We start from the raw sequence: 14,065 nt of genomic DNA on the forward strand, positions 1-14,065 counted from the left end.
GAAGACAAGACTCAGCGACGATCGTCTACGCGGGCGTGGCTCTTGCTCCAGTCAGTCAACAGGCTGTAAGCCACGGCGAGCAATGTCGGACCGATGAACAAGCCGATGAAGCCAAACGCAATCAGCCCGCCGAACACACCCAGCAGCACAATCACCAACGGCAGGTTCCCGCCTCGACTGATCAGGTAAGGCTTGAGCACGTTGTCCACTCCGCTGATGACGAATGTGCCCCAGATCCCGAGGAAGACCGCCATGCCGTACTCACCCTTCCAGGCCAGCCACGCGGTCGCGGGTATCCACACAAGCGGTGGCCCCATGGGAATCAGACTCAACAGGAAGGTCACAATCCCGAGCACCAGGGCCCCGGGAACCCCGGCGATCAGGAACCCGGTCAGCGCCAGTACGGCTTGAGCCGCCGCCGTACCAATCACACCGTTCACCACGCGCTGAACCGTCCCCGCGACCAGTTCGATGTAATAACCGGCACGATCGCCGATCAATCGCTCAAGCAGACCATGAACGAACGCCGCCAATCGCGGACCGTCACGATAAAAGAAGAACACGAAGACAATACTCAAGGTCAGCTCGAGAATACCGCCGCCGATCTGCGCACTGCGCGCCAGCAACCAGTTGCCGACCTGACCCAGGTACGGCTTGACCGCCACCATCATGGCGGCGCCCTGCTCATCGATGCTGTTCCAGATCCCGACCAGACGTTCGCCAACCAACGGAATCGAACCCAGCCAGGTCGGCGCTTCCGGCAGGCCATCGACCTGTACATCCTTGATGAACGCCGTTGCATCACGCACATGATCAGCCAGGTTGAAGCCCAGCCACACCAGCGGTACTGCCACCAGCAACATCCAGCCAAGGGTCAGCAATGCCGCCGCCAGGGATTCGCGACCATTGAGCCAGCGGGTCAGCAAACGCATCAACGGCCAACTGGCAAAAGCCAGCACCGCGCCCCAGAACATTGCCGACCAAAACGGCGCCATCACCCATAAGCTCGCGCCAAACAGCACCAGGAGCAGGATCTGCACCAACAGCCGATCATTGTTGATCATGTACGTCTCGAAAAGTCAGTCAGGAAAGAGTCGGCGAACGCGCATTGCACGTTCGCCTGGTGCAGCTTATCGCAATAGCTCGATGTGCAGGCCAGAGCCTTCGACGCTACCGGTTTCCATCCGTGCCGCTCGCACACCCTGCCCCACCAATGCCTGACGCCAGGCTTCGGCATTTTTCCCGGAAATGCTGACTCGCAGGTTCGTGTCCAGGTTCAAGCCGCGAGACAGCAAACGCAGCCAGGTGTCGTCAGGCGCTTCCGTCAGTTTGGGGAAGTCCAGCGCGCCGGTGCTTTTAAGCTGACGAAGCAAGGTCGCCGAAGTCGGCAATACATCACCCAAGGGTGCCGCCGCGTCGAACTGTTCGACGTGCAGATAGGCTTTACGATTACCGCGAGTGATGCTGTAGAGCGCTACCAGCGTATTGTCCTGCGGTGCCGCCAGGCGCAACAGCAGGTACGCCTGCTGATCATCGGCGCCATACAGCTTGGCATTGCCAAAGACTTCATTGGCCCACAGGCTGCTCTCACCGCAATCTCGTGCCTGGCACCAGAACAACAGCTCGGCGCCCTGTTTCTGCAAGGTTTCCCGTGCAGCGGTAAAAGCATCGGTAGAGGAATGTTCCGGTGGCAACTCGTAGGTCACCGAGGTGGTTTGCCCCCGGGCAGTGACCTGGCCATCGAAGCGCAATTGCCCGCTGATCTTGCGGATCGAACCCAACGGGTAGATCCGTTCAAGCTCCACTGTCGGGCGATAATCGACAATCTGCGCATCGCCCATCCGGGGCAGGATAGGCAGGTCTTGACTGCCTGGAACATCAGCAGCAAATAACAGAGGACTGAAACAGCACAGCGCTAGAAAACTGAAAGAACGCATAGAAAGGCTCATCGGATCAGCATGGCCTGGGCGCCTTTGAAGAAGCTGGCAGGGTAACGCGCAGACTTCTTTTCCTTTTTGTCGATATTCAAGGCGTGCGCCAAGCAGGGCATGCCGGGTTTCTCGAGCACGATAGAGACCTTGTGGCCTTTCGGGGTCGCAGCGGTGTAGAGATCTATCATGGTTGTCTCCCATTTCAACCCGCCCAGCCTCGACAGTTGCCCGGCGCAAGTCAAGGAACGGCGAAGAACCGATTGAAACAGTCTGCGACAAGATCGGCACCGGCCTCATCGTTCAGGTGCAAATGATGACCACCCGGCAGCTGTTCCCGGCTAAAGGGTAGACGCTCCAGGAGCTCGGTGTGTTTGGCGAGCATGCCGTCAGCAGCCACCACCAGCGTTGCCGGACACCTGACCCGCTGAACGAAGGCCATCGCCTGTTCCGGGCTCAGGCGCAACGGCGAAGGCAGCGTCAGTCGGCTATCGGTGCGCCAGGTGTAACCCCCCGGTACCGGCATCAGCCCTCGTTGAGCGAGCAACTCTGCGGCTTCCCGACTCACCGCCACCAGCCCTTTCATGCGGGCTTCTATGGCGCGGTCCAGGGTGTTGTAGACCGGCTTGCGTTTTTCCCGCAGATCCAGCTGCGCCTGCAGGGCCATACCCATGCGCTCGGCGGCGTTTTCGCTTTTGTCTGTAGGAGGAATGAGGCCGTCGATCAACGCCAGGTGGGTGACACGCTCAGGCATCGCCCCTGCGATGATCACCGAAGCAATGGCGCCCATGGAATGCCCCATCAACGCGAAACGCTTCAGTCCCAACTGTTCGGCGACTTGCAGCACATCGTGGGCATAATCCCACATGGCATAACCCGCACCGGGTGGCCGATGACCAGAGTGGCCGTGGCCGGCCATGTCCAGCGCGATGATGCGCAAGCCTTTGAGCTTGGGCGCCAACCGGGCAAAGCTGTTGGCGTTGTCCAGCCAGCCGTGCAAGGCAATGACCGGCAAACCGTCTTCAGGACCGAACAGATGGGCCGCCAACTCGATGTGCGGCAGGCTCAGGCGTACTTCTTCGACGACATGACTCATGCGCAATCCTGCTGACGGCGACCTTCCCAGCGGCTGAACAGGTTTTTAAGCAGCGTGGCGGTGTCCTGAGGGCGTTCGAGGGGAAACATGTGGCCTCCGGGCATCGTCAGGGACTCGCCCAATGGCATGCGTCCGACAGCGCTGGCGTGATGGCGCATGACCACACGACTGCGGTGCCCGCGAATCACCGCCAGCGGCACTTTAAGTTGCCGGGCAAGTCCGGGACTGGTGTGCGGAACACCCCGGTAGATGCTGATTTCCGTCGCGGGGTCGAAACGCAGGCGCAGCGTGTCACCGACCCTGTGCAAACCATGCTGAAGGTACGCGTCCAGGCATTCCGGATCGAAGCTGCGAAAAAGAGTCTTGCCGGCAAAATAGCGACGCGCGCTGTCCAGATCGGTGAATTCTTCCCGGCGTCCCAAAGTGCGGCCGGCGGGTGTCAGGCGATCGATAAAGCCGAAACGCTTGGCCGCGCGAATTACCCATTGATCGGCGCGGGTCAGCACCGGCGAATCAAGCATGACGACCCCGCGATACAGCTCGGGACGACGCAATGCAGCGTGCAGATGAAGGACACCACCGAAGGAATGACCGACGCCCCACACGGGTTCCGCCTGCAACTCCAGATGGTGGATCAACTCATCCACCAGGTTGTACCAGTTATCGTCAGCGGGAAAACGCGGATCGTGGGCGTGCTGCTCCAGATGCGTCACCTGATACTCGGGCGCCAGGGCCGCGAACAATTTGCCGTAGGTCCCGGAAGGAAACCCGTTGGCGTGGGCGAAAAATATCTGTTGCGACATACCGGCAAATCCATGAGCGAAATCAGGCGTTGATTGTCCGTAAGACTGCGTCCTACAGCAATGACCGTATCTGCCAGCATCAGTGACAGTCTGGCCAGCCCCTGTGTAGCCACAGGTTCGCCCGCTGCTGCAGGGGGACGGTTAATAACTTAGCGCGCCGGCGGATTTTCGCCCAGCGGCACCACCGCCATGGTCAGCCGCGACACGCAACTCGCCTTGCCCTCATCACTGCTCAGGCGGATATCCCACACATGCGTGGTACGGCCGATGTGAATCGCCTTGGCCACGGCGGTCACTCGGCCGCTGCGCAATCCGCGCAAATGGTTCGCGTTGATCTCCAGGCCCACGCAGTAAAACTTGCTGGCGTCGATGCACAGGTAACTGGCCATCGATCCCACGCTTTCAGCCAGTACCACAGAAGCGCCGCCATGCAGCAAACCGTAGGGTTGGTGAGTACGGTGGTCGATGACCATGCTGGCGGTCAGGGACTCATCGTCGAACGCTTCAAAGCGAATATCCAGGACTTCGCCAATGGTGTTTTTCTGGATCGCGTTCAACTGCTCGATATTGGGAGTGGTACGCCACAAGCTCATTGCTGACATCCTTTGTTGGTTTTGTTCGTGAATCAATCCTGCCACAGCACGGTCTCGCTGCGCTCGCTCCATTCTTCAAAGCGCGCACCGTACGCCGCTTCGATCACGTTGCGCTTGATCTTGAGGGTCGGCGTCAGAAAGCCGTTTTCCACCGCCCAGCTGTCCTTGACCACCACCAGCCTGCGCAGGCGTTCATGCTTATCCAGGGCGCCGTTGACCTCCTCCAGCAGCCTTTCCAGACTCGAATGCAGGCCGGCACGCGCATTACTGCCCGCGTCCTGCTGGCCAACCGCGGACAGCACGCATAACCCCAGCGGCGCGGTCAGCCCGTCGCCCACCACGCACACCTGTTCGATCCGCGAATGCACCGCCAGGCGATTTTCGATCGGGGCCGGGGCCACGTATTTACCTTTGCTGGTCTTGAAGATTTCCTTGAGTCGCCCGGTCAGGCGCAGATTGCCTTCAGCATCCTCCTCACCTTTATCACCGGTGCGCAGGAAGCCATCCTCGGTGAGGGTGTCAGCGGTTTTTTCCGGTTCCTTGAAATAGCCCAGCATGGTGGCGCCGCTGCGAACCAGTACCTCACCCGAGGGTTCTATCCGCACCTCGACCTCCGGGCACGGCTTGCCGATCCAGCCGGGTTTGTTCTGACCGGGAAGGCAGATGTGCGAGTAGCCACAGCTTTCAGTCATACCGTAGACCTCCAGCACATCCAGCCCGAGTTTGCGGTACCACAGCAGCAAACTCTGGGGCACGGGCGCGGCGCCGGACAACGCGATACGCAATGCATCCAGCCCCAGCCCCGCGAGGACTTTATGCCCTACCCGCTTGCCGATGATTGGCAAGCCGAGCAAAAAATCGAGGCGCTTTGCCGGAATCTTGCTGTACACGCCCATCTGGAATTTGGTCCAGATTCGCGGCACGCCGAACAATGCAGTCGGTCGCGCACGCTGCAGATCCGTCAGGAAGGTGTCGAGGCTTTCAGCAAAAAACACTGTTTGTCCGGTGTAGATAGACGCCATTTCGACGAACATCCGCTCGGCAACGTGGCACAGCGGCAGATAGGACAGCAGTCGATCCGCCTCGTTGAGTCCAAACAGCTGCGTGCCACGAGTGGCGGCGAACCCCAGATTGCCGAAGCTGTGCATGACGCCTTTAGGCATGCCCGTGGTGCCGGAGGTGTAGATGATGGTTGCCAGTTGATCGGCGGCAGGCTTGGGGTCGTCCTGGATCGGTGAGCTTGCCTGCAAGTCAGCCCAGCTGAAATCGAAGGTTCCAGGAGGATGCAGCGGCAGACTGATCGTCGGCAGATCCGATTGGATACCTCGGGACATGCCTGGCCAGTCATCGAGCTTGCCAATGAACGCCAGCACGGCTTCGGAGTGTTCCAGTACCTGTGCCACGGATTCAGCGGTCAGGTTGGGGTACAGCGGAACGGATACATGCCCGGCCATCCAGATCGCCAGGTCGGCAATGATCCAGTGCGCGCAGTTCTTCGAGATCAGCGCGATATGGCTGCCTTGGGGCAATTCCCGCGCCCGCAGCCAATGGGCGGCACAGCGGGCCTGATGGCCGACGTCGGCCCAGGTCAGTGTTTCGACCTGGCCTCCACCCACAGGCTGAACCAGAAAACGCTGGCGGGGATGACGGGCTTCACGCTCGTAGAAGACGTCCAGTGGCAATCGAATAGCGGCAGACATGCGACTCGCTCCTGTTTTTGTTCTGGAGCAAGCGTAGTCAACCAAGCGGTTGCTTGGTTAACTATTTGAGGACAAAAACTGGATCAACGGATTGCAGCCTGAGGTAACGCCTACAGGGAAAATACCAGGCGCTGCCGCAGGGTGGATCTTTCAACGTTCAAGGGTGCTTGATGCCATTGAGCTTCATTGCGCCCGCCACTGGCAGGTCACCCTCAAGCTCTGCAAGGCCCGCGGTTTTCACCGCTTCGGGTTCCTGAACATGACCGTGCTGCAAATAACCCAGCAGATTGCCCACCAGCGGGTTATGGCTGACCAGCAATGCGTAGTCCACGGAGACCAACTGTTCGGCCACCGCTTGAGGGCGGTTGTCGGGGGTCAGCCATTCGACAGTACGGATCTCAGGCTCGAACCCCAACGCTTCGCGAACCAGCATTGCCGTCTCCTGCGCTCGCAGGTAAGGGCTGGCATAGATCGCTGAGAGTGGCTGGCCAATCAACTTGGCAGCGCTGCGCAGCACTTCTTCACGACCATGAGCGGTCAGTGCTCGCTCGGAATCTGGCCGCGTGCCATGTGGCTCGGCTTCACCATGACGCAATACCCAGAGTTTCATAGTTTGGGTTCCTCATCTCGGACCGGGTGCGGTGCTGGCGGCACGGCGTGCGGCGCTTCACCTTCCGGAGTACGCGGCGTTGGCCAGTCGGCGAACGGCCAGGGTTTCTGGTCGCTGTGGAAGCTGCCGAAACGACCGATCTGCGCCAAAAACTGGCTCAGGCTGTCGCCGAAGTTCATCAGGCTGGCGCTCGGGGCACCATAGATCAAACGATAGATCAGCTGGACCAGCACCACGGCGCCCAAAATGAACTGGGCCACTTGCCAGACCAGCACGTAAATGAGCATCCACAAGACGCGCAGCAGGATGGACTCGTATTTTGCTTCTACTTTCGGATCGTTCATGTCTCGCTCCCTGACTCTGTAGATGGGGTCGCTGCGGAAAAATTCAGTTAAAACCACTGGTGGAAATAAAGTCGACGTCGGTTTTCGGTTCGCCGCGCATCAATAGCCCAATGACCTGCTCCAGCGTGCGCCCCTCAAACAGGATCGCATGCAGCCCCGCGACCAGCGGCATATACACCCCCACTTCCTGGGCTTTGGCCTTGAGGACTTTGAGCGTGTTCACACCTTCGGCGACTTCCCCAAGACGCGTCACCGCGTCCTCCAGGCTCAAACCCTGACCCAAGGCGAAACCGACCTGATAGTTGCGGCTTTTCGGCGATGAACAGGTGACGATCAAATCGCCCACGCCCGCCAGGCCAAGAAAGGTCATCGGATTGGCGCCCTGATTCACCGCAAAGCGGGTCATTTCCGCCAGCGCCCGCGTGATCAGCATGCTCTTGGTGTTTTCGCCCATGCCCAACGCAACGGCCATGCCGGCAATAATCGCGTAGACGTTCTTCAACGCCCCGCCCAGTTCCACGCCGAAGCGGTCGGCGCTGGCGTACACGCGGAAAGTCCGGCCGTGCAAGGCCGCCTGAACGCGCTGGCACAACTCTTCATCTTCGCTGGCGACGACGGTGGCGGTCAGGGCATGTTCGGCGATTTCGCGGGCCAGGTTCGGCCCGGAAAGCACGCCAATGCGGGCTTGCGGGGCGATCTCTTCGAGGATCTCGCTCATCAGTTTGAACGTGTGGGCTTCGATCCCTTTGGTCAGGCTCACCAACAACTTGCCGCTCAAGCGCTCGGCGTGCGGGACCAGTACCGACCGCAACGCGCTGGACGGCAGTGCGACGAAGCACAGGTCGCAGGCTTCCAGTGTGGCTTGCAAGTCAGTGACAGGCTCCACGGCCGGCAGGATCTTGATGCCTTTGAGGTAACGCGGGTTCTCGCGATTGACCCGAATGGCCTCGGCCTGGTCGGGATCTCGCATCCACTGTCGGACCTGGTGCCCGTTCTCGGCCAGAAGATTGGCCACGGCGGTACCAAAACTTCCGCCTCCCAGTACCGCGATTGGGCGCTGTTCAGTCATATGTAATCCGTTTATCCATACAGTGGCGATGCCGGCATTATACGGAGCGTCCGGGTCGCGGCCAGCCCTCGCGACAATTACCCGCATCAGTTGGAAGAAGACCCATGAAACCCGGGAAAATGCCGGCATTGTGACTGGATAATTCAATCGGCTCGGTTACCATGCGCGCCAGTTAATCACTATCAAGGATGTGTTGTGTCAATTGGCGCTACGTCACCTCGCTCGCCGCTGGTCCTGGCGCTGGTCTTCAGCTCGCCCTTGATGGCTGACGACTTGTTCCTCGACAGCGAGCCGCTCCCGCAGATTCTGACGGCGACGCGGCTCAAACAGTCGCCAGCTGCGGTACCTGGCAGCATAACGGTGATCGACAGCCAACTGATCAATGCCAGCGGCGCGCGGGACATCAGTGAGTTGCTGCGCCTGGTGCCGGGGATGATGGTCGGTAACATCAACGGCAATCAGCCAGCGGTGAATTACCACGGCACCAACGCTACCGCAGCGCGACGCATGCAGGTGCTGATCGATGGCCGTTCGGTATACCGCGCAGGCCTGGCTACGGTGGACTGGAGCGACATCGCGGTCGCCATGGAGGACATCGAACGCATCGAAGTATTCCGCGGCCCGAACACCGTCAGCTATGGCGCCAATGCGTTGATGGCCGTGGTCAACATCATCACGCGCAACCCGGCCGACAGCCATGGCACACGGATGAAAGTCACCCGGGGTCAGCGCGGCATCAACGACTTTTACGCCAGCCAGGGCACCGGCTGGGACGGTGGAGACTTGCGCCTTTCCCTGTCAGGCCTGCAGGACGACGGCTTCGACTCGGATCGCAACGATGCCGATTATCGCGACAGTCGTCGCCTGAACCGATTCAATCTCGCCGTCAGTCAGGCACTCGACGAACGACAAAGCATCGATTGGCAATTGAATGCCAAGGACGGGACGAACCAGCGGCCTTACACCTACCGCCCGGTGTTCTCGGGGATTACCGATGCCGGTGACAATGCCGATGCCATCGCCAAGTCATACGCAGGCTCGTTGCGCTGGAACCTGGACATCAATCCCGATCACAGCCTGTATGTCCAGGGCACAGCCCAGCACTGGGACCGACAGCAGACATGGCGCGCCTGCGATGCCGAACTGTCCTTCAGCCCGGAATTGACCCGGCTCTGGCAGCTCAACCCCAATTACACCGAACGCCTTGCGCGCAATATCGAGCGCTTCACCGGTCAAGGCGCAGCGACCGGTACCGCTCAGGAACGGGACCTGGCCAATCAGGTGCTGGATCAATGGAAGCACGGGGCCCGCAAGACCTTGTGTGGCGACATCGACCAAAGCTCCCGGGAATCGCGCTACGAACTCGAACTGCAAGACACGCTTAGCCTGTCCGAGAGTCTGCGTCTGGTCAGTGGCATGAACTATCGTTACGACCGGGCCGATTCCGATACCTACTTCAATGGCACGCTCGACGACACCACCTGGCGGACATTTGGCCAACTCGAGTGGCGCGCCACCGAGCACTGGCTGCTTCAGGGTGGAGCGATGTTCGAGGACACACGGTTGAGCGGCAGTTCGCTGACGCCGCGCGTCGCGGTCAATTACCTGATCAATCCGCGTCATGGCCTGCGGGCGGTGTATTCCGAAGCCGTGCGATCGCCGGACATGTTCGAGAACAACGTCAACTGGAGCTACCGGGTGACCAATCTGAAGCCAGGCGCCTACGGACAGTCCAGCGCCCGCTATTTCGTCAAGACCCGCGGCCCCGGTGATCTCGACCAGGAACACATGCGCTCCAGAGAATTGGGCTACAACGGCTATTTCGCCGAACAGGGGCTGGCCGTCGATGTGAAGTTCTTCTACGACGAAATCACCGGCATGATCAGCGAACCCCTGCGCAACAATCAGTACATTGCCAGCAACGCCAACACGGCACGTTTTACCGGGGCTGAAACGCAGTTCGACTGGAACATCAGCCGCGCCGACCGCCTGCGCCTGACCTACGCCTATGTCGACGCCCAGACGAGCAATCCGCTGGATGAGCAACAGACCGCGCGCAACAGTGGTTCCGCCGGCTGGTTGCGTGACTGGGGCAAAGGGTGGAGCAGTGCACTTTTCTACTATGGCGATGACGCGCTCAACGGCTACCGCTTCGAGAGGTTCGACGCCCGTATCGCCAAGCGCATCCAGTTCGGCAAGGCTCATCTGGAACTGGCCGGCGTGATGCAGCAGCGCCTCGACCATCAACCCACCACCTTCATCGATAACAATTATGACGAGCGTCGTGTGATGTACTTCAGCGCGGAGCTGGAGTTTTAAGATGTCGCGCTGCCGGCCACGCAAGACGCCAACCTTTGGCCGCCTGCTGGTCGGGTTGTGCCTGCTGTTTGCCGGTCTGCTGAGTCATTTTTCGGCGAACTCTGCCGACATTCTGCTGATCGGCGCAGAGGACAGCCCCGGCATGCAGACCTTCACCACGGCCCTGAAAGAGACACGCCCGCACGACACTGTGCGTTTTGAACCACTGGCCAACCTGTCGCTGCCGGGCAAACTGCCGGTCAATACGCGCTTGATCCTCCTCGACCTGCCGAGCCTGGACTGGCGCCTGCAAGACACCGAGGGGCCGCCAACACTGGTGCTGCGGATCAGCCGTCTGCAAGCGCGTCTTCGACTGGGTACCACCCTGCCTTCGCACCTGAGCCTGTTATGGAGTGATCCTCCGCTGGATCGGCAACTGCGCCTCACACAAATCCTGTTGCCTCAGGCCCGGCGCATTGGTGTCCTTTTCGACCAGCACAGCGCATTTCTACTGAAAGAACTCCGCCAGGCGGCCGTGCCATTGGGCCTTGAGATTGTGGCCAAGCACTGGGACGACACCAATGACAGCCGTCCCTTGCAAACCTTGCTGAAAAACAGCGACGTGCTACTCGGGCTTGACGATCCTGACCTGTACAACCCCAAAACGGCGAAGAACCTGTTGCTCAGCAGTTACACACGGCACACCGCCCTGATTGGCCCCAACGCCGCGTTCGTCAAGGCCGGCAGCCTGGCCAGCACCTACAGCGATCAGAACGACTGGCTGACGATTCTCGACCAGATGCTCGATCGCCCGCCCGCCACGTGGCCGCGCACGCTCTATCCAAATCGCTTCAAGGTATTGAGTAACCCGCAGGTGGCTCGTTCATTAGGTGTTGAACAGATAGATGAAGCTTCTGTCGTAACCCAGTTGGCCGCAGGAGAACGCCGTCCGTGACATTCCACCGTCGTTGGGACATCAACACTCGAACCCAGATCATCAGCCTCGGCCCTGCCCTGTTGCTGACGTTGCTGTTGATCAGCTTCTTCACGTTCGTGCGAATCCAGGACCTGCGCCAGGAGCTCAACCACACCGGACAGTTGATCGCCAACCAGTTGGCGCCGGCCACCGAGTACGGGGTGATCTCGGGCAACAATGAGGTACTCGAAAGTCTGCTCAAGGCGACCCTGGCCACACCCAACGTCCGCTTTCTGGAGGTTCAGGACAGTGCCAACCGGATTCTGGTGTACGTCGAGCACCCTTCGGAAACCCACACTCGCTCGCAACAGGTCGAAGTGTTCCAGGCGCCGGTACGGTTGCAACGGATCGCTCTGAGCACTGATTTCTTCCAGAACAGCCGCGTCGCCAACCTGGCCCCGAACGAGGATTATCTGGGCCGGGTCATCGTGGGGCTGTCCAATGACGCCTTCAGCCAGCGCCAACAGGAAATCCTGCTCAAGGCCGCCATCCTGGCACTGTTCGCGCTGCTGTTTACCTTCCTGATCGCCCGGCGACTGGCGGGCAGCCTCTCCCAACCCATTCGCGATATCGGTCATGCCGTGAAGGCGATTCAGGACGGCGACTACAAAACCCCGCTGCCCATTGTCGACGACACTGAACTGGGCGCGCTGTCACAGCACATCAACAACCTGGCAAACGGTCTCGAGCAAGCCAGCCGCGAACAGCATCAGGCGATGGCGCAACTGATCCAGACCCGCGAGGAGGCGGAAAAAGCCAACAACGCAAAATCCGACTTCCTCGCGATGATGAGCCACGAATTGCGCACCCCGATGAACGGTGTTCTGGGCATGCTGCAGCTGCTGGAAACCACACAAATGACCGAGGAGCAGGTCGAATATGCGGCGCTCGCCTCGGAGTCCACCGAGCACCTGCTCAAGGTGATCAACGACATCCTCGACTTCTCGCGCATCGAGCGTGCGGAGCTGGACCTTGAACATATTCCATTCAATCTCGCGGACCTGATCAGCAGCTGCGCCCAAGCGTTCCAGCACAGTGCCGTGCAACGCGGGCTCGACCTCTCACTGCAGATCCCCGAGGACATGCACACGCTACAGGTCCAGGGCGACCCGACACGCATCCGGCAAATTCTGGTGAACCTGGTGGGTAACGCGCTGAAGTTCACCGAGCACGGGCGCGTCAGCATCGAGCCGCAATGGCAGTCGCTGGATCATGAGCTGCTGTGGTTTACCTGCACCGTTCGCGACAGCGGCATCGGGATTTCGGCCGAAAGCCTGGAGCTGATGTTCAACGCGTTTCAGCAAGCCGACAGCTCTATTTCAAGACGCTATGGCGGTACCGGCCTAGGCCTGTCGATTGCCCGCACGCTGGCGGAACGCATGGGTGGCACGTTGCGGGCCCAGAGCGAAGAAGGTTTGGGTTCGGTGTTTACGCTGGAAATTCCACTGGCGCTGTTCAAACAGAAGATGCCAGTGCCAGCGCCGCGAGTACCGGCGGCCAACAACAACGGAAATGGCCGCAATGTACTGCTGGTGGAAGACAACCCGGTGAATCAGACGGTCATCGAAGCCATGTTGCGCAGCCTGGGTTTTACCGTCAGCGTCGCGACCGATGGTGCGCAGGCCGTGCGCAGCGCCGAGAGCCTGATCTTCGAAGCGATCCTGATGGATTGCCGGTTGCCGATCATGGACGGCTACGAGGCGACCCGTCAGATTCGCCAATTACCCGGTTGCAGCGACGTGCCAATCATCGCCCTGACAGCCAACGCTCTGCAGGGCGACCGTGAAGCCTGTTTATCGGCGGGCATGAACGATTACCTGGCCAAGCCCTTCAAACGAACTGACCTACAGCAAATTCTGCAACGCTGGCTGCAGTAGTGCAGGCCTTTCGACCATCTGCGACTGGCGTGAAAGGCGAAAGTGCGGCAGTCTTAGGCACCCGAACAGGCCCGAAAAGGGGCTTGAAAAATAATTTCAGTGCACAAGTGTACATTCATGTCCTTGGCGCTGTGACTTTCACCACAACGCAATAGTCTATGAGTAGGCTGCTGATTCGAGGCATGAACGCTTCGATCGGCCGGGAAGATTCGCCCCACCTGCCGCATGGGATTATTGAGGAGCTCGCATGACCAAACAAAACGCCTTTACTCGGGAAGACCTGCTGCGCTGCAGTCGCGGTGAGCTGTTCGGCCCAGGTAACGCGCAACTGCCCGCCCCGAACATGCTGATGGTGGATCGCATCACCCATATCAGCGAAGAAGGCGGCAAGTACGGCAAAGGTGAATTGGTCGCCGAGCTGGATATCACCCCGGACCTGTGGTTCTTCGCTTGCCATTTCGAAGGCGATCCGGTGATGCCAGGCTGCCTGGGCCTTGATGCCATGTGGCAACTGGTCGGCTTCTTCCTCGGTTGGCAAGGTCTGCCGGGCCGCGGTCGCGCCCTGGGTTCGGGCGAAGTGAAGTTCTTTGGTCAGGTTCTGCCGACCGCCAAAAAAGTTACGTATAACATTCAGATTAAACGCGTCCTGAAGGGCAAGCTGAACCTGGCCATCGCCGACGGTTCGGTCAGTGTCGACGGCCGCGAGATCTACACCGCCGAAGGCCTTCGGGTCGGCGTTTTCACCTCCACTGACAACTTCTAAGGGTTATC

The 14,065-nt window shown here is 59.9% G+C and carries 13 protein-coding genes and 1 pseudogene; 4 read left to right on the forward strand and 10 right to left on the reverse strand.

What is annotated here, in order from left to right; genetic code table 11:
• Positions 1-11 precede the first annotated feature (11 nt).
• The 10 genes and pseudogenes from H7698_RS25075 to H7698_RS25120 all read right to left on the reverse strand — a co-directional run bounded on the left by H7698_RS25075 (position 12) and on the right by H7698_RS25120 (position 8,143).
• A complete protein-coding gene (locus H7698_RS25075) occupies positions 12-1,064 on the reverse strand; it encodes an AI-2E family transporter (protein WP_162437977.1) in 1,053 nt (350 codons plus the stop codon).
• Positions 1,065-1,130: 66 nt separating this feature from the next.
• Positions 1,131-1,937, reverse strand: a complete 807-nt coding sequence (locus tag H7698_RS25080; protein ID WP_194693116.1) for a DUF4892 domain-containing protein — start codon at positions 1,935-1,937, stop codon at positions 1,131-1,133.
• 62 nt (positions 1,938-1,999) lie between these two features.
• A pseudogene (locus tag H7698_RS31195) lies at positions 2,000-2,119 on the reverse strand (glutathione S-transferase); the annotation flags it as partial.
• A 50-nt stretch (positions 2,120-2,169) separates the two neighbouring features.
• Complete coding sequence (locus H7698_RS25090) at positions 2,170-3,024, reverse strand: alpha/beta hydrolase (RefSeq protein ID WP_194693117.1); 855 nt, start codon at positions 3,022-3,024, stop codon at positions 2,170-2,172.
• Positions 3,021-3,827 carry an alpha/beta fold hydrolase gene (locus tag H7698_RS25095; RefSeq protein WP_194693118.1) on the reverse strand — a complete coding sequence of 269 codons (807 nt, stop codon included), beginning with the start codon at positions 3,825-3,827 and terminating at the stop codon, positions 3,021-3,023. Before H7698_RS25095 ends, H7698_RS25090 begins: the two co-directional genes overlap by 4 nt.
• 149 nt (positions 3,828-3,976) lie before the next feature.
• The gene (locus H7698_RS25100) at positions 3,977-4,420 is read right to left on the reverse strand and encodes a hotdog fold thioesterase (protein ID WP_162437973.1); all 444 of its coding nucleotides are present in this window, start codon (positions 4,418-4,420) and stop codon (positions 3,977-3,979) included.
• Between the two features lie 32 nt (positions 4,421-4,452).
• Positions 4,453-6,120, reverse strand: coding sequence for an AMP-binding protein (locus tag H7698_RS25105; protein ID WP_194693119.1), 1,668 nt, complete (start codon positions 6,118-6,120; stop codon positions 4,453-4,455).
• A gap of 157 nt (positions 6,121-6,277) precedes the next feature.
• Positions 6,278-6,730: a phosphohistidine phosphatase SixA gene (gene sixA / locus H7698_RS25110; protein WP_194693120.1), complete on the reverse strand. Its 453-nt coding sequence runs from the start codon at positions 6,728-6,730 to the stop codon at positions 6,278-6,280.
• Entirely contained in the window at positions 6,727-7,074 is a 348-nt protein-coding gene (locus H7698_RS25115; RefSeq protein ID WP_162437970.1) for a DUF4389 domain-containing protein, read from the reverse strand. The genes sixA and H7698_RS25115 overlap by 4 nt, the downstream gene beginning before the upstream one ends.
• Before the next feature lie 43 nt (positions 7,075-7,117).
• Complete coding sequence (locus H7698_RS25120; RefSeq protein ID WP_162437969.1) at positions 7,118-8,143, reverse strand: NAD(P)H-dependent glycerol-3-phosphate dehydrogenase; 1,026 nt, start codon at positions 8,141-8,143, stop codon at positions 7,118-7,120.
• Between the two features lie 195 nt (positions 8,144-8,338).
• Between H7698_RS25120 and H7698_RS25125 the strand changes: the two genes are divergently transcribed.
• The 4 genes from H7698_RS25125 to fabA all read left to right on the forward strand — a co-directional run bounded on the left by H7698_RS25125 (position 8,339) and on the right by fabA (position 14,057).
• Entirely contained in the window at positions 8,339-10,462 is a 2,124-nt protein-coding gene (locus H7698_RS25125; protein ID WP_194693121.1) for a TonB-dependent receptor plug domain-containing protein, read from the forward strand.
• Between the two features lies 1 nt (position 10,463).
• Positions 10,464-11,396, forward strand: a complete 933-nt coding sequence (locus H7698_RS25130; protein ID WP_194693122.1) for an ABC transporter substrate-binding protein — start codon at positions 10,464-10,466, stop codon at positions 11,394-11,396.
• Positions 11,393-13,294 (forward strand): ATP-binding protein, encoded by a 1,902-nt coding sequence (locus tag H7698_RS25135; protein ID WP_162437966.1) that lies wholly within the window; start codon positions 11,393-11,395, stop codon positions 13,292-13,294. Before H7698_RS25130 ends, H7698_RS25135 begins: the two co-directional genes overlap by 4 nt.
• Positions 13,295-13,541: 247 nt before the next feature.
• A complete protein-coding gene (gene fabA / locus H7698_RS25140; RefSeq protein WP_010211704.1) occupies positions 13,542-14,057 on the forward strand; it encodes a 3-hydroxyacyl-[acyl-carrier-protein] dehydratase FabA in 516 nt (171 codons plus the stop codon).
• Positions 14,058-14,065: the final 8 nt, after the last annotated feature.

Origin of the sequence: Pseudomonas sp. p50(2008) (assembly GCF_015351605.1) — a bacterium.
GTDB lineage: Bacteria > Pseudomonadota > Gammaproteobacteria > Pseudomonadales > Pseudomonadaceae > Aquipseudomonas.